The following is a 14137-nucleotide window of genomic DNA, read 5'->3' as shown; positions in this document are numbered from 1 at the left end:
GGGTGGTGGTGGGCGCTAACGGCGAAGGTGATGTTCGCGGTGATCAGGACGACGGCGGACAGGGGCCGGGCGGCGGCGTCCGTTCATGCCGTAGGCAACCAAGGAGGTCGCGACGATCGTGAGGACCACACCGCGGTGACGACAGAGGCAGAGACGGGCGCGCCGGTCAGGGAGGCCATGCCGGGCATCGAGGGGAGTGGCCTGCTAGCTGATGCGGGAGGGGGCTGCGGCCGGTCGTGGGGCGACTTGTACGGCGGGGCGGGCGAAAGCGCGCTGCGTGCAGCCGCCGGCGGTCGGAAAGCGTGGTGGGACGGCTGGTTGGTACGGAGGGTGATTGTCCACAGGTGTTTGGGGGTTGTGGGTAAGGCTATGGATAAGCGAGGTACGTCGGCACCAGGTCGACGGTGAGTGACAACGGGGCGCGGCATTGCGGGCACGTCACACGGGTGGTCGGCATACGTCCTCCTGGGGTTGGCTCCACGGGCCCGACCGGGGAGCGGTCGCCGCCTGGGTGCGTCTACTCGGGGTTCTGGCGTAGGCTGCTGCGGTCTGTCGATCGGCCAGGTCGGTGGGACGAACACGGGGAGCAGGATGAATAACGGGCATGTGGAGCTTGCTAGGGCTCAGCAGGAGCGGTGGGAAGCGGCTTATGCGCGGCGGCCGCAGTTGCATGGGGTGGAGCCCTCGGCGGCGGTGGAGTGGGCGGCTGGGGCGTTTGGTGCCGCGGGCATCGATGATGTGCTGGAGCTGGGGGCGGGGCACGGGAGAGATGCGCTTTTCCTGGCCAGGCAGGGATTCAGCGTGCACGCTACCGATTTCAGCGAGGCGGCGCTCGATCAGTTGCGGCACGAGGCGCAGCGGGAGGGGCTCGACGATCGGGTGACGGCGGCGTTGCACGACGTACGGGATCCGTTGCCGCCGGCCGATGCGACGGTCAACGCGGTGTTCGCGAACCTCCTGCTGAACATGGCGTTCTCGCCGTCCGAGCTGCGGTCGCTGGTCGCCGAGATCCATCGTGTTCTCTGCCCTGGCGGGCTTTTCGTGTACGCCGTGTGGTCGACAGCCGACTCCTGCTCGCAGTACTGGCGTCAGATGGAGGACGGACTGGCGATGCACGACGGCTTCGTCGGGCGGTTCTTCGACGAGTCATTGGTGACCGAGCTGGCCGAGGATTGGCGGCTCGACGAGACGACGCCGTACGACGAAGGTCAGCGGCGGATGTGGCGGGTCACCATGACCAAACCCGTGCAGGAAAGCTGAAGCCGGCTCTAGGTGTTCTGGTTCCGAACAGGTGAAGTTGCCTGCGGTATCGGCGTGCCAGATTGCGGTGTGGTCACCAAAGCGAAAAGTTGCATTGACGAACCCGACCGGTTCCGACAGGCTCGGTCCGCGTCTCACCTTCGACCATCGGAGATACAGCAATGCAGTGGTACATCGACGTTCTGAAGAAGTACGCCGTGTTCGACGGCCGGGCCCGCCGCAAAGAGTACTGGATGTTCGTGCTCTTCAACGTGATCGCCTCGATCATCCTGTCCATCCTGGACCGGATCCTCGGGCTCGACTTCGGCTCGGGCTCGACCAGCTCGTCCGGCTGGCTGTCGACGATCTACAGCCTGGCGGTGCTGCTGCCCACGATCGGTGTGGCGATCCGGCGCATGCACGACACCGGTCGTTCCGGCTGGTGGATCCTGATCAACCTGATCCCGTGTATCGGGTGGATCTGGTTCATCGTCCTGGCTGCCCAGGAGGGCAACGCCGGTGACAACGCGTACGGTCCGGACCCGAAGGCAGCCGAGCGGTTCGGCGGCCCGGGCCAGGCTGGTCCGGCGGAGCCGGGTTACCCGACCGTCTGATCCAGACACAGCAGAAGGCCCCCGCGACGACCTGTCGCGGGGGCCTTCTGCTGTCACCAAGGCCGGAGTCAGTTGGCCTGGCTGACGCTCGACATGTTGAAGTCGGGCACGAGCAGCGGCGGCGTCGCCGTCCGGGAGAAGTAGTCGCCCCACTCCCTCGAGTACGACGGAACCGTGGCGCCCGCGCCGGTGAACCGCGCAAGCAGATCCACCGGGCTCTCGTTGAACCTGAAGTTGTTGACCGCGCCCGCCACCTCGCCGCCCTCGACCAGGTAGACGCCGTCGCGGGTCAGGCCGGTCAGCAGCAGCGTCTGCGGGTCGACCATCCGGATGTACCACAGGCAGGTCACCAGCAGACCGTTGTCGAGCCCGGCAACCAGGTCGTCGGTCGAGCCGGCTCCGCCGTCGACAGACACGACGTAGTTCGCGATGTCCGGCGTCGCCTCCGGTACGCCGATCAGCTCCGCCGTATGGCGGCTCGTCATCAGGTGTTCGAGCTTGCCGCCCCGAATCCAGTCCGTCGCCTGCAACGTCAGCCCGTTGTCGAACACGCTCGACGATCCGCCCGACGACCGCGCCACCGCGAACGCGAACGCCTCGAGCCCGGCCAGCGCCGGGTCGGAGTGCATGCTCACCGGCTGCTGCGACAGGGTGTCGCCGATCCGGGTGCCGCCGCCGGACTTCGAGAACACGGTCTGACCGTCGAAGGCGTCGCGGCCGTCGAGCTGCCAGTACAGGTACGTCATCAGGTCGGCGACTGCGGCCGGCGGCAGGACAGTCGGGTGACGGCCGGCGTCGACCGAGACCGTCCGGCTCGCCCAGCCCAGCCGGCGAGTGAGCTCGGTGTCGAGCGCGAGCGCGTCGACGTCGGTGAAGTCGCGGGTAGCTGTGCCGACCCAGGCCGAGTGGCTGAGGTCGGCGTTCTTGCCGGTCGAGGAGACGTACCCGCGGGGGAGCGCCTGGCGCAGCCGCAGTCCGGTCGACGAGCCGACGTACAGCGTGACGACCTCATGGTTGGCGAACCCGTACAACCGACGCCGCTCGAGGTCGGCCTGTTTGAGCGACTCGCCCAGCGACGGCGCGAACTTCTCGTACACGCCGACCGTGGTCTCCTCGGGCTCGAGGTCCCAGTCCGCGCCGACGGTGCCGTCGACGAGCGGGCGAGCGTCCTCGGCCGGTCCGGCGGAACGGGCGGTCGCGATGGCGGCGGAGACGATCTCGCGCAACGAGTCCTCGGTGACGGACGAGCGGCCGATGACGCCGGCCGCCGTACCCTCGCCGGAGCCGACCGTGGCGATCACGGTCACGCTCGAGCCCCGCATCGCGCCGTTCGTGGTCAGGGTGTTGTTGGCCCAGCGCAGGTTCGTGCTGGACGTCTCGGAGACGAGTACGACGCAGCCGTCGGCGCCCTCGGCCGCGGCCAGCGCCAGACCGCGCTCGATGGTGTCCTGGGGCGTGAGCTGAATCGTCACCGGCCGGCCTCCTGCGTGGTGTTGAGAATGCGGACGCTGCGGAACAGCGCGGACGGGCAGCCGTGGGTGACCGCGCCGGACTGCGACGGCTCGGCCTTGCCGCAGTTCAGCGCGCCGCCGAGCAGGTACGTCTGCGGGCCGCCGACCGCCTCCATCGAACCCCAGAAGTCGGTGGTGGTCGCCTGGTAGGCCACGTCGCGGAGCTGGCCGACGATCTTGCCGTCGACGATCTTGTAGAACCGCTGACCGGTGAACTGGAAGTTGTACCGCTGCATGTCGATCGACCAGGACTTGTCGCCGACGATGTAGATCCCGTTCTTCACCCGGCTGATCAGCTCCTCCGTGGAGGGGCCGTTCGCGGCGGGCTGGAGGGAGACGTTGGCCATCCGCTGGATCGGGATGTGGCCGGACGAGTCGGCGTACGCACAGCCGTTGGAGCGCGGCGTGCCGAGCAGGTCCTCGTTCTTCTTCGCCATCCGGCGGTCGACCTGGTACCCGACGAGGATGCCGTCCTTGACCAGGTCCCACTGCTGGCCGGCGACGCCCTCGTCGTCGTACCCGACGGTGGACAGGCCGTGCTCGACGGTGCGGTCGCCGGTGACGTGCATGACCGGCGAGCCGTACTTCAGCGTTCCGAGCTTGTCGGTGGTGGCGAAGCTGGTGCCGGCGTAGTTCGCCTCGTAGCCGAGGGCGCGGTCCAGCTCGGTGGCGTGGCCGATCGACTCGTGGATGGTCAGCCAGAGGTTCGTCGGATCGATGACCACGTCGTACTCGCCGGCCTCGACGGTCGGCGCGGCGAGCTTCTCGGCGAGCCAGCCGGGGATCTGGGCGAGCTCTTCGTCCCAGTTCCACCCGGTGCCGGTCATGTACTCCCAGCCGCGGCCGGCCGGCGGGGCGCAGGTCGACATCGAGTCGAACCGGTCCTCGGCGACGGCGTGGGCGGTGATGTTCGGGCCGATGCGGACGCGCTGCTGGGTGTACGACGTGCCGGCGGTGTTCGCGTAGTACTTGCACTCGTGGATGGTCGCGACGTGGACGCTCACGTGGGCGACGCCGTCGGCCTTGAGGAGGCGGTCGCTGTAGTCGGTGAGCAGCGCGACCTTGTCGGCGCGCGGGACGGTGAACGGGTCGATCTCGTACGACGAGAGCCAGGTGACGTCGTCGTACACGGGCTCGTCGGCGAGCTCGATCGTCTCGGCGTTGATCGGGCGGGAGACCTGCGCCATGTTCACGGCCTGCTCGGCGACGCGGACCGCTTCGTCCTCGGTGAGCGCGACGCCGGCGGCGAATCCCCACGTGCCGTCGTGGATCACGCGGACGGCGAGACCGAGGTCCTCGTCGTCGTTCGCGCTCTCCAGGACGCTGTCGCGCAGGGCGATGGACTCGGACCGGATCCGCTCCAGGCGGAACTCGGCGTACGTCGCGCCGAGGTCGCGGGCACGCTGGAGCGCCGCCTGGGCGAGTTGATGACGGGGGAGGGCGAGGAAGCTCGCGTCGACTTCAGGCACGGTGTCGACCTTATACAGGGAACCGGACAAAGCCCGGCGGTGTAGTGACAATGACAAGAAACCGCCTCGCTCCGCTCGGCGGGCTGGGAGAGGGGCCCGGCTCCCGAGCGGGGTGAGGGGCCGGCTCCTGGATGGAGTTGGGTGGGTTTGGTGGATGGGAGGCGTGATCGGGCAGGGCGATGAGGCGGAGGTTCTGGCTCGGGTGCGGGGTGGGGAGACGGCCGCGTACGGCGAGTTGGTGGGTCGGCATGCCCTGATTGCGAAGCGGACGGCGGTGTTTTTGGGGGCGGGGGCTGATGCGGATGATGTGGTGCAGGAGGCTTTCGTCAAGGCTTACAAAGGGCTGGGCGGGTTTCGGGAGGGGGCTGCGTTCAGGCCTTGGTTGTTGCGGATTGTTGCTAACGAGACTCGGAACGCGGTGCGGGCGCGGGGGCGGCGGGCGCGGCGGGAGGAGTTGGCGGCACCGCTGGACGTGGTGCTGGACCCGGCTGACGCTGCAGTGTCGCTGGAGCGGCGGACTGAGCTGCTGGATGCCGTAAGGAAGCTCCCGGAGCCGATGCGGCTAGTGGTGACGTGCAGGTACCTGCTGGATCTGGACGAGCAGGAGACCGCCGTAGTACTCGGCTGGCCCCGCGGCACGGTCAAATCACGCCTGCATCGCGCACTGGGACGACTCCGCGACGCCCTACCCGACAAGGAGGTGCAGCGATGAGCCTCGAAGACGAACTGCGGGCCGTCGGACACTCTGCCGTCGTACCTCCGGTTGACGACACCCTGACAGCCACAGTGCTCACACGCGTAGCAGACATCCCAGTGCGGAAGCGCCTGCGCGACAGATGGCGTACGTTCCTCGCCGGCTTCCTCGTACTGCTGGCCGGCCTCGCACTGACCCCACCAGTCCGGGCGACCGTCGCAGAGTGGTTGCGCATCGGCGGAGTCCAGGCCCAGCCCGTCGGCACCGGTCCGAGTACTGCGCCTCCAGTGCCCACCGTCGCTGGACACCTGTCGTTGGAGCAGGCCGCACAGATCGCCGGGTTCACTCCAGCTCTTCCGAAGGAGCTGGGTCCACCGACCGGCGTGGAAGCGTCGAAGGGGTTCATAGCGACCAGCTGGACCGGAGTGCGGTTGGAGCAATTCCAGTCCGGCATCGAGCCGCTGTACCTCAAGCGGTACTACGGCAGCCTCGACTATGTGGACCAGATCAACGGCTTCTGGTTCAAGACCCCGCATGACCTCGTGCTGGTCGACAAGCGCGTCGTACGCATCGCCGGACCCACTCTGGTCTGGGAGCGCGACGGTGTGACCTTCCGGCTCGAAGGCGTGGACGAAGCACGGGCAGTGGAGTTGGCGACCGGAACCTCTTGAACAGCGGCGGTGTATCTGCAGTGAGTCCTCGTCGACAGGAGAGCTGCCATGGTCCGCCGTACCCTCGCACTCGTCGCAGCACTAGTCGCAATAGTGTTCGCCGTCGCAACCCCGGCACACGCCGGCGGTCCGACCAGCGTGCTGCTCAGCGCACCGCCGTACGTGACCGCCGTCGGCTACGACGACCAGCGGTACTACGACCTGCAGGAGCTGGTCCAGAACGCGCCGAAGGGCGACGAGGGCGGTACTGCGCACGAGGCCGGCAAGTTCGTCCGCGCTACCTGGCTGATCCACGACATGAGCGTGTGGCGGATCGACATCATCTATCCGGACGCACCCGGCGGCCCGTGGATCTCCACTCAGGAGTTCAACGGAACCACGCCGTCGAAGCTCACCTGGCACCGGCCGCCTGATCCGGAGCGGCTGCGTGAGGTGCTCGGCTCGTTGAGGCTCCTCAACGCCAAGTTCGACGGCGGACCCACCCTCGACGACGGCTACTCCGTAGCTGACGCGCCCGTCACCACACCGGCACCCGCACCGGCGCAGTCCCAAGTCACCGGTACCAATGTCTTCACCGGCTGGCGCTGGATCATCCCCGGCGTCCTCATCGGCGCAGCCGCCGCAGTCGTTGCCGTCCGCCTCTTCCCGAAGCGCCGCTGGGAGCTGATCGACTAGAGCTTCGCCGCCAGCTCGAAGCCGGCAAACAGCCGTCCACCGTAGTCAGCCAGGATGTGGTCCACGGCAACGATCAGCCGGTCGTCCTCAGCCCGTACGCCGTCCATCAACGCCGCCGCCTGAGCACCGTCGTACGCCGCAACCTCCCGCAGCAGACCCTTACCGGTGCCGGACCAGCGCCCAGCACCGGTCAGCAACAGCCGCGCCGCGTCCTGCCACAGCACCGAAGCGATCGCCAGCCGCACATCACCGGACGCATCCGACAGGTCGTCGATCAGATTGGTGATCGTGTAGCGCAGCAGGTCCAGCTCGTCCACGGACAACGGCTTGGGCCCGGCAGCCACCTCAGCCAGGTACTCCTGCTGCAACCGCGCCCCGCACCCGTCGGTGTCCAGCAGTACGACGGACTCCCCGACGAGCCGCATCATCGTCGGCTGGCGTCGGTCCTGGTCCTTGTCGGCGAAATAGCGCAGCGACTTCTCGGTGTGCACGAACAGCTCGACCGGCCACCCGGCGTGCTCGAGCGACTTCCGCATCGGCGCCGGAGGACCGTCCAGCAGCACGGTGATGTCCAGGTCGGACGTACTACTCGCGTCGCCGCGCGCCACACTGCCGCCGAGCCAGGCAGCTCGAGCATCCGGATACAGCTCTCGTACGAGTTGGTGCGCCAGGTCCAAAGCGTCCATCAGGACAGTGTCAGCCAGCGCAGCAGTTCGCGAAACGCATTTGCCGGCGGGATGTGGCCGCCCACGTAGTACTTGCGTTCGGCGTGGGGTATCGCGGCAGCGAGGAACTCGACGTACTTGCCGGCTCGCTCGTCGGCCGAGCCGTGCCAGAGGCTGACCGGGACCCGGATGTCGCGCAGCTCGAAGCCCCACGGCGTGGCGAAGGCGACGTGGTCGTCCAGCCAGCCCTCATGGCTGGTGACAAAGGTCGCCGTCAGTCGAGCCATGGCCGAAGGGTCTTCCCGAGCGGGCGGACCGGGCTCAGCGCCTGGCTGAGGTGGGATCTCCGGCCCACCGGCCTCGACCGCAGCCATGATCGTCCGGGCAGTCTCCTCGAACCCGGGCCGGAGGTCGCCGTGCAGCGCGCGCCACGAGGTGCGATTGCGCCGCGGGTCCGCGAGTTCCTCCTCCTCGGTCGGCTCCGGGCCGTCCACGATCGGCGGCGAATTGCTCCCGATCACCGCGCACCTCGTCACCCGGTCCGGTAACAGCGCAGCACAAGCCAACGCATGCGGTCCGCCGCCTGATCCACCGGTGACGGCGAAGCGGTCCCAACCCAGCGCATCGGCCACGGCGACAGCGTCCTCGGCCACAGACGCGACGGTCCGGCCAGGCAGGCGGGTCGACCCGCCGTAGCCGGGGCGGTCCGGGGTGGCCAGTCGCAGACCCGACGACTCGATGGCCGCCAAGGCGTCCGGCCGCTTCCAGCGGGTCGAAGGCGTACCGCTGAACGACAGTGCCGGCAGCCCGTCCTCAGCGCCGTGAAGGCTGTAGAGAACCATCCGCTCGCCGACCCGCACCATGTCGTCCACCAGCGGAGCGTAACCACCCGACACCACCTATCCGAATCCACAGTTACCAACACGAGATTCTCGAAGTTCGAGATGCAACCACGGTGGTGGAAGGATGCGGCCTAGGTTTTGTCGGCTGTAAGAATCAAACCAGTCGGGAGTGCTTGTGAGTTCCTCGGTCGCCGGGACCGTTTCGCCCACCCGGCAGGCGTTGCGCCGGGTCCGGCGTGACCGTAGCGCGCGGGTCGGCGCCGTACTGGTCGTTCTGCTGATCGTGATCGCGGCGGCCGCGCCGCTGCTGGTGCGGCTGGCCGGCCAGGACGCGACGACGTACCACATCGATCTGCTCGATCCGAACCGCGGGAACGCGCCGGCGGGTGCGCTCGGCGGGATCAGCGGCAGTCACTGGTTCGGCGTCGAGCCGTTGACCGGCCGGGACCTGTTCTCGATCGTCGTCCTCGGCCTGCGGACGTCGCTGACCATCGCGGTCGTCGTCACCGCGATCACGACCGTCGTCGGCACGCTCGCCGGTATCAGCGCGGCGTACTTCGGCGGCTGGTACGACGCGATCATGTCGCGGCTGCTCGACTTCCTGTTCGGGTTCCCGCAGCTCGTCTTCATGATTGCCCTCGGCATCATCATCCCGGCCAGGTTCCCGCGCTGGCTGCTGCTGATCCTGGTGCTGAGCTTCTTCGGCTGGGCCGGCCTGGCGCGGCTGATCCGCAACCAGGCCCGCTCGCTGGTCACCCGTGAGTTCGTCGAGGCGGCCCGCAGCGTCGGCTCGAGCGGCTGGATGGTCATCACCCGCGAGCTCCTGCCGAACCTGCTCGGCCCGGTCCTGGTGATCGCCACGCTGGCCATCCCGGGCTACATCGGCGCGGAGGCGGCGCTGAGCTTCCTCGGCGTCGGCGTGCCACCGCCGACACCGAGCCTCGGGCGGTCGATCTCGGACTCGATCGCCTGGGTGTACACCGGCGCGGACCCGTGGTTCCTGCTGTTCCCGGGCGCGGTGCTGTTCCTCGCCGTGCTCGGCTTCACGCTCCTCGGTGACGGGGTGCGGGACGCGTTCGACGTCCGGTTGCGGAGGACGAGCTGATGCCCGACCTCGCCTGGTTCGTGATCCGGCGGCTGTTCGGGGCGCTGCTCGTCATGCTCGCGCTCAGCCTGGCCGTCTACCTGGTCTTCTACGCGATCCCCGCCGACCCGGCCCGTCTGGCCTGCGGCAAGCCCTGTACGCCGGACCGCCTGGAGCAGGCGCGGCACTTCATGCAGCTCGACCAGAGCACCCTGCAGCAGTACCTGAGCTTCCTGAAGGGCGTCTTCGCCGGCCGGACCTTCGGCGACGGTACGGCGGCCGTGCACTGCAACGCGCCGTGCTTCGGGTACTCGTTCCCGCTAGCCCGCCCGGTCACCACGCTGATCCTGGACCGGCTGCCGGTGACCGCGTCGATCGCGCTCGGTGCCGCCGTACTGTGGCTGCTCCTCGGTGTCTCGCTCGGCGTGATCGCCGCCCTGAACCGTGGCCGCATCCTCGACCGGCTCGCGATCGGGGTCGCGCTGGTCGGAGTCTCGACGCCGTCGTTCCTGCTCGGTCTGCTGGCGATCCTGGTCTTCGGGTTCTGGCTCAACATGGTCCCGGTCAACGGCTACGTCCCGTTCACCGAGAGCCCGGTCGACTGGGCCTGGCACCTGATCACGCCGTGGATCGTGCTCGCGATCCTGCAGGCGGCGTCGTACATCCGGCTGACCCGTTCGCAGATGCTCGAGGAGCTGAACCTCGACTACATCACCACGGCCCGGGCCAAGGGCGCCGGCGAGCTGCGGGTGGTCCTGACCCACGGACTCCGCGGCGTCCTCGTGCCGGTCGTGACGCTGTTCGGCCTCGATCTCGGCGGTCTGCTCGGAGGTGCGATCCTGACCGAGAAGGTCTTCAGCATGCAGGGCCTCGGCGACCTGCTGATCACCGCGGTCGGCTCGCTCGACGTGGCCGTGGTCGTCGGCGTGACGTTGTTCTCGGCCTTCCTGATCATCCTCGCGAACCTGGTGGTGGACATAGTGCACGGTTTGCTCGACCCGAGGGTGAGTCATGGCTGAGCCGGTGCTGGAAGTGCATGACCTGCACGTCACGTTCACGACCGAGGGCGGTCTGGTTCCGGCCGTCGACGGCATCGACTTCGCCGTCGCGCCGGGGGAGACGCTCGCGATCGTCGGCGAGTCGGGCTCCGGCAAGAGCGTCAGCTCGGCCGCCGTGATGGGCCTGCTGCCCTCGAACGCCGAGGTCACCGGCGAGGTGCTGCTGGACGGCCGCGAGCTGATCGGCCTGCCGGGCGACGAGCTCCGCAAGATCCGCGGCAACGACATCGCGATGGTCTTCCAGGACGCCCTGTCCGCCCTGAATCCGTACTACAGCGTCGGCTGGCAGGTCGCCGAGGCGTACCGGCTGCACCACGACGTCTCGAAGAAGAAGGCGCACCAGCGGGCGATCGAGATGCTCGACAAGGTCGGCATCCCGGACGCGGTCCGCCGGGCCGACAGCTACCCGCACGAGTTCTCCGGGGGAATGCGGCAGCGGGTCGTGATTGCTATGGCTCTGGTGAACGACCCGAGAGTGCTGATCGCGGACGAGCCGACGACCGCACTCGACGTGACCGTGCAGGCACAGATCATGCGCCTGCTCGACGACGTACAGGCGGAGTTCGGTACGGCGCTGGTCCTGATCTCGCACGATCTGGGCGTGGTCGCCGAGGTCGCGGACGACGTTCTCGTGATGTACGCCGGTCGCGCGGCCGAGCGCGGTACGGTCCGGGACATCTTCTTCCGGGCCGCCCACCCGTACGCGCTCGGGCTGCTCGGGGCGATGCCGCGGGTCGACGTACCGCCGAAGCCGCGGCTGACCACGATCCCCGGCACCCCGCCCACGCCGGGATCGATCACGACCGGCTGCCCGTTCCAGCCGCGGTGTGCGTACACGCATCTGGTCGGCGAACGCTGCATCACCGAGCGTCCCGAGCTGACTCCGCGTCCCGGCGAGGGCGATCACGAGGCGGCCTGCCACCTCGGTCGGCGGCCGGAGGTGCTCCTGTGAGCGAAGAGCTGCTGAACCTCAAGGACGTCAAGAAGTACTTCGGTCTGCGCGGCGCCCCGTGGCGTAAGGCGCAGGCCGTCCGCGCGGTCGACGGCGTGAACCTCGTCGTCCGCAAGGGCGAAACGGTCGGCCTGGTCGGCGAGTCCGGATCGGGCAAGTCGACGCTGGCCCGCGTGGCGACCCGCCTGCTCGACCCGACCCAGGGCCGCGTCGAGATCGGCGGCACCGACGTCACCAAGGTCCGCGGTCGCCGGCTCCGGCCGATCCGCCGGCGGATCCAGATGGTCTTCCAGGACCCGCAGGCGTCGCTGAACCCGCGGCAGTCGGTCGGCACCATCCTGAGTACGCCGTACCGCGCGCAGGGGATCCGTCCGACCCGGGCCCAGCTGGTCGAGCTGCTGGAGCAGGTCGGCCTCGCCGAGCAGTACCTGGAGCGGTACCCGCACGAGTTCTCCGGCGGTCAGCGCCAGCGGATCGGGATCGCCCGCGCGTTGTCGGTGAAGCCGGATCTCCTGGTCTGCGACGAGCCCGTGTCCGCGCTCGACGTGTCCGTCCAGGCCCAGGTGCTCAACCTGCTCGCCGATCTGCGCGACGAGCTCGGCCTGTCGTACGTGCTGGTCGCGCACGACCTCGCCGTGGTCCGGCAGGTCGCCGACCGGATCGCCGTCATGTATCTCGGCACGATCGTCGAAGAGGGTCCCGCCGCAGAGGTCTACGAGGCCCCGGCGCATCCGTACACGAAGGCGCTGCTGTCCGCAGTACCGGTGCCTGAGCCGGGTGTCGAGCGGGACCGGATCGTGCTCACCGGCGACGTACCGACGCCCATCGACCCGCCGTCCGGATGCCCGTTCCGGACCCGCTGTTACAAGGCACAGGACGTGTGCGCGACGCAACGACCAGTGCTCGAACCCGTGGCAGGGAATACAGAACATCGGGCCGCCTGCTACTTCCCTGAGCCCCCACCTCCTGAGAGGACATGATGAAACACCTAACCCGAGCGGTCGCGGTAGCGGCCGCACTGGTGTTGGCAGCGGCCGCCTGCAACGCCAACGACAAGACCCCCGCGAGTGGTGGCAGTACTGCCGCCGCAGAGCAGGGCGGCACCCTGCACTTCCTCAGTACCGCCAAGGAGGTCAGCTACGACCCGGCCAAGAGCCAGAACCTGGGTATCAGCGGGATCCACCTGGTCCTGCGCGGCCTGACGTCCTGGAAGACCGACCCGAGCAAGCCGACCGAACTGGTCCCGGACCTGGCTACCGACACCGGCCAGGTCAGCGACGGCGGCAAGACCTGGACGTACAAGCTCAAGCCGGGTCTCAAGTACGCCGACGGCTCGCCGATCGTTGCCGCTGACATCAAGTACGGCGTCGAGCGGTCGTTCGCCCCGGAGCTGTCCGGCGGACTCGGCTACCACAAGTCGCTGCTCGTCGGCGGCGACAAGTACCAGGGCCCGTACAAGGGCGGCGACCTGGCCTCGATCCAGACGCCGGACGACACCACGATCGTGTTCAAGCTGAACAAGCCGTACGGCGACTGGCCGTGGATCGTCAGCATGCCGGCGTTCTCGCCGGTGCCGAAGAAGGCCGACACCGACCCGGCGCACTACGGCGAGAAGCCGATGGCCAGCGGCCCGTACCAGGTCCAGTCGTACGCGCCGGGCTCGAAGCTCGTGCTGACCCGGAACCCGAACTGGGACAAGTCGACCGACCCGGCCCGGACCGGCCTGCCGGACTCGATCGTGACCGACATGGGCCTGCAGCCCGACGTCGTCAACCAGCGCCTGATCGCGGACGCCGGCGACGACAAGTTCGCCGCGACCACCGGAACCTCGGTCCCGGCCGCGCTGATCCCGACCGTGACCGGCAACCCCGCGGTGAAGGCTCGGGTGGCGACGTCGACGTCCGGCGCTCTGATGTACCTGGCGATGAACACGCAGCGTCCCGCGCTCGCCAAGCCCGAGGTCCGCAAGGCGATCCAGTACGCCGTCGACAAGCAGGCCGTCCAGGTCGCCGAGGGCGGACCGGAGTTCGGCGGTGAGCTCGCCACGACCCTGATCACGCCGGGTATCGACGGCTTCAACAAGTTCGACCTGTTCCCGGCACCGCCGGCGGGTGACCCGGACAAGGCGAAGCAGATGCTCGCGGCCGCCGGCGCCGCCAACCTCAACCTGGTGCTGGCCGCCGACAACACGACCGGTCTCGGCGTCGCGCAGGCGATCCAGCAGGGTCTGAAGCGGGCCGGGATCACCGTCACGATCAAGCCGCTGGACAGCGAGCCGCTGACCGACCTGATCACCGGCAACAAGCCGGACTTCGACCTGACCGTGTCGAGCTGGCTGCCCGACTTCCCGTCCGCGATCGGCAACATCCAGCCGCTGTTCGCGTCGTCCGAGATCGGCAACGGCGGGTACAACATCTCCCGCTACTCCAACCCGGCGGTGGACTCCGCGATCGCCGCGGCGACGGCCGAGTCGGACCGGACCAAGGCGGCCGGGATGTGGGGCGCGGTGGACAAGCAGATCATGGCCGACGCACCGGTCGTACCGCTGATCTACGCGCGGAACGCGTTCCTGCACGGGTCGAAGGTGCAGAACTTCTACCTGCCGCAGTACCCGCCGTACCCGAACACGCTGATCCTCGGGCTCAGCAAGTAGCGGGACAAAT

14 protein-coding genes are annotated in these 14137 nt (G+C 68.6%); 10 read left to right on the top strand and 4 right to left on the bottom strand.

The genetic code is table 11. The features are described from left to right. Positions 1-591 precede the first annotated feature (591 nt). Together EV645_RS40735 and EV645_RS40730 are read left to right on the top strand one after the other, a co-directional pair. On the top strand, positions 592-1260 hold the full coding sequence (locus EV645_RS40735; protein ID WP_130450536.1) for a class I SAM-dependent methyltransferase: 669 nt from the start codon (positions 592-594) through the stop codon (positions 1258-1260). Between the two features lie 161 nt (positions 1261-1421). Beyond that, positions 1422-1853 (top strand): DUF805 domain-containing protein, encoded by a 432-nt coding sequence (locus tag EV645_RS40730; protein WP_130450534.1) that lies wholly within the window; start codon positions 1422-1424, stop codon positions 1851-1853. Positions 1854-1921: 68 nt separating this feature from the next. Here the strand turns inward: EV645_RS40730 and EV645_RS40725 are convergent, their stop codons facing one another. Both EV645_RS40725 and EV645_RS40720 read right to left on the bottom strand, forming a co-directional pair. Continuing rightward, on the bottom strand, positions 1922-3325 hold the full coding sequence (locus EV645_RS40725; protein ID WP_130450532.1) for a metallopeptidase TldD-related protein: 1404 nt from the start codon (positions 3323-3325) through the stop codon (positions 1922-1924). After that, positions 3322-4833 carry a TldD/PmbA family protein gene (locus EV645_RS40720; RefSeq protein ID WP_130450530.1) on the bottom strand — a complete coding sequence of 504 codons (1512 nt, stop codon included), beginning with the start codon at positions 4831-4833 and terminating at the stop codon, positions 3322-3324. Before EV645_RS40720 ends, EV645_RS40725 begins: the two co-directional genes overlap by 4 nt. A gap of 154 nt (positions 4834-4987) precedes the next feature. Here EV645_RS40720 and EV645_RS40715 point away from each other — a divergent pair, with 154 nt between their 5' ends. From EV645_RS40715 to EV645_RS40705, 3 genes are read left to right on the top strand one after another with little or no spacing between them, the layout of a single operon-like run. Beyond that, complete coding sequence (locus EV645_RS40715) at positions 4988-5545, top strand: RNA polymerase sigma factor (protein WP_130450528.1); 558 nt, start codon at positions 4988-4990, stop codon at positions 5543-5545. Then, positions 5542-6198 (top strand): hypothetical protein, encoded by a 657-nt coding sequence (locus EV645_RS40710; RefSeq protein WP_130450526.1) that lies wholly within the window; start codon positions 5542-5544, stop codon positions 6196-6198. The genes EV645_RS40715 and EV645_RS40710 overlap by 4 nt, the downstream gene beginning before the upstream one ends. A 48-nt stretch (positions 6199-6246) precedes the next feature. Continuing rightward, on the top strand, positions 6247-6873 hold the full coding sequence (locus EV645_RS40705; protein ID WP_130450524.1) for a hypothetical protein: 627 nt from the start codon (positions 6247-6249) through the stop codon (positions 6871-6873). Here EV645_RS40705 and EV645_RS40700 read toward each other — a convergent pair. Both EV645_RS40700 and EV645_RS40695 read right to left on the bottom strand, forming a co-directional pair. Continuing rightward, complete coding sequence (locus EV645_RS40700; RefSeq protein ID WP_130450522.1) at positions 6870-7559, bottom strand: nucleotidyltransferase domain-containing protein; 690 nt, start codon at positions 7557-7559, stop codon at positions 6870-6872. The genes EV645_RS40705 and EV645_RS40700 overlap by 4 nt on opposite strands. Next, complete coding sequence (locus tag EV645_RS40695) at positions 7559-8401, bottom strand: alpha/beta fold hydrolase (protein WP_130450912.1); 843 nt, start codon at positions 8399-8401, stop codon at positions 7559-7561. Before EV645_RS40695 ends, EV645_RS40700 begins: the two co-directional genes overlap by 1 nt. Before the next feature lie 154 nt (positions 8402-8555). Here EV645_RS40695 and EV645_RS40690 point away from each other — a divergent pair, with 154 nt between their 5' ends. The 5 genes from EV645_RS40690 to EV645_RS40670 are packed head-to-tail and all read left to right on the top strand — an operon-like array spanning position 8556 to position 14127. Further along, positions 8556-9485: an ABC transporter permease gene (locus tag EV645_RS40690; RefSeq protein WP_130450520.1), complete on the top strand. Its 930-nt coding sequence runs from the start codon at positions 8556-8558 to the stop codon at positions 9483-9485. Then, complete coding sequence (locus EV645_RS40685; protein WP_130450518.1) at positions 9485-10483, top strand: ABC transporter permease; 999 nt, start codon at positions 9485-9487, stop codon at positions 10481-10483. The genes EV645_RS40690 and EV645_RS40685 overlap by 1 nt, the downstream gene beginning before the upstream one ends. Further along, a complete protein-coding gene (locus EV645_RS40680) occupies positions 10476-11474 on the top strand; it encodes an ABC transporter ATP-binding protein (RefSeq protein ID WP_130450516.1) in 999 nt (332 codons plus the stop codon). The genes EV645_RS40685 and EV645_RS40680 overlap by 8 nt, the downstream gene beginning before the upstream one ends. Next, a complete protein-coding gene (locus EV645_RS40675) occupies positions 11471-12454 on the top strand; it encodes an ABC transporter ATP-binding protein (protein ID WP_198682180.1) in 984 nt (327 codons plus the stop codon). The genes EV645_RS40680 and EV645_RS40675 overlap by 4 nt, the downstream gene beginning before the upstream one ends. Next, complete coding sequence (locus EV645_RS40670; RefSeq protein ID WP_242000972.1) at positions 12451-14127, top strand: ABC transporter substrate-binding protein; 1677 nt, start codon at positions 12451-12453, stop codon at positions 14125-14127. The genes EV645_RS40675 and EV645_RS40670 overlap by 4 nt, the downstream gene beginning before the upstream one ends. Positions 14128-14137: the final 10 nt, after the last annotated feature.

This window comes from Kribbella rubisoli, assembly GCF_004217145.1.
Lineage (GTDB): Bacteria > Actinomycetota > Actinomycetes > Propionibacteriales > Kribbellaceae > Kribbella > Kribbella rubisoli.
This window is presented reverse-complemented; position numbering and strand designations above follow the sequence as displayed.

Coding starts and splice junctions, on each gene's coding strand:
- EV645_RS40735 (WP_130450536.1), top strand. CDS start 592: ATGAATAACGGGCATGTGGAGCTTGCTAGGGCTCAGCAGGAGCGGTGG.
- EV645_RS40730 (WP_130450534.1), top strand. CDS start 1,422: ATGCAGTGGTACATCGACGTTCTGAAGAAGTACGCCGTGTTCGACGGC.
- EV645_RS40715 (WP_130450528.1), top strand. CDS start 4,988: ATGGGAGGCGTGATCGGGCAGGGCGATGAGGCGGAGGTTCTGGCTCGG.
- EV645_RS40710 (WP_130450526.1), top strand. CDS start 5,542: ATGAGCCTCGAAGACGAACTGCGGGCCGTCGGACACTCTGCCGTCGTA.
- EV645_RS40705 (WP_130450524.1), top strand. CDS start 6,247: ATGGTCCGCCGTACCCTCGCACTCGTCGCAGCACTAGTCGCAATAGTG.
- EV645_RS40700 (WP_130450522.1), bottom strand. CDS start 7,559: ATGGACGCTTTGGACCTGGCGCACCAACTCGTACGAGAGCTGTATCCG.
- EV645_RS40695 (WP_130450912.1), bottom strand. CDS start 8,401: ATGGTGCGGGTCGGCGAGCGGATGGTTCTCTACAGCCTTCACGGCGCT.
- EV645_RS40685 (WP_130450518.1), top strand. CDS start 9,485: ATGCCCGACCTCGCCTGGTTCGTGATCCGGCGGCTGTTCGGGGCGCTG.
- EV645_RS40680 (WP_130450516.1), top strand. CDS start 10,476: ATGGCTGAGCCGGTGCTGGAAGTGCATGACCTGCACGTCACGTTCACG.
- EV645_RS40670 (WP_242000972.1), top strand. CDS start 12,451: ATGATGAAACACCTAACCCGAGCGGTCGCGGTAGCGGCCGCACTGGTG.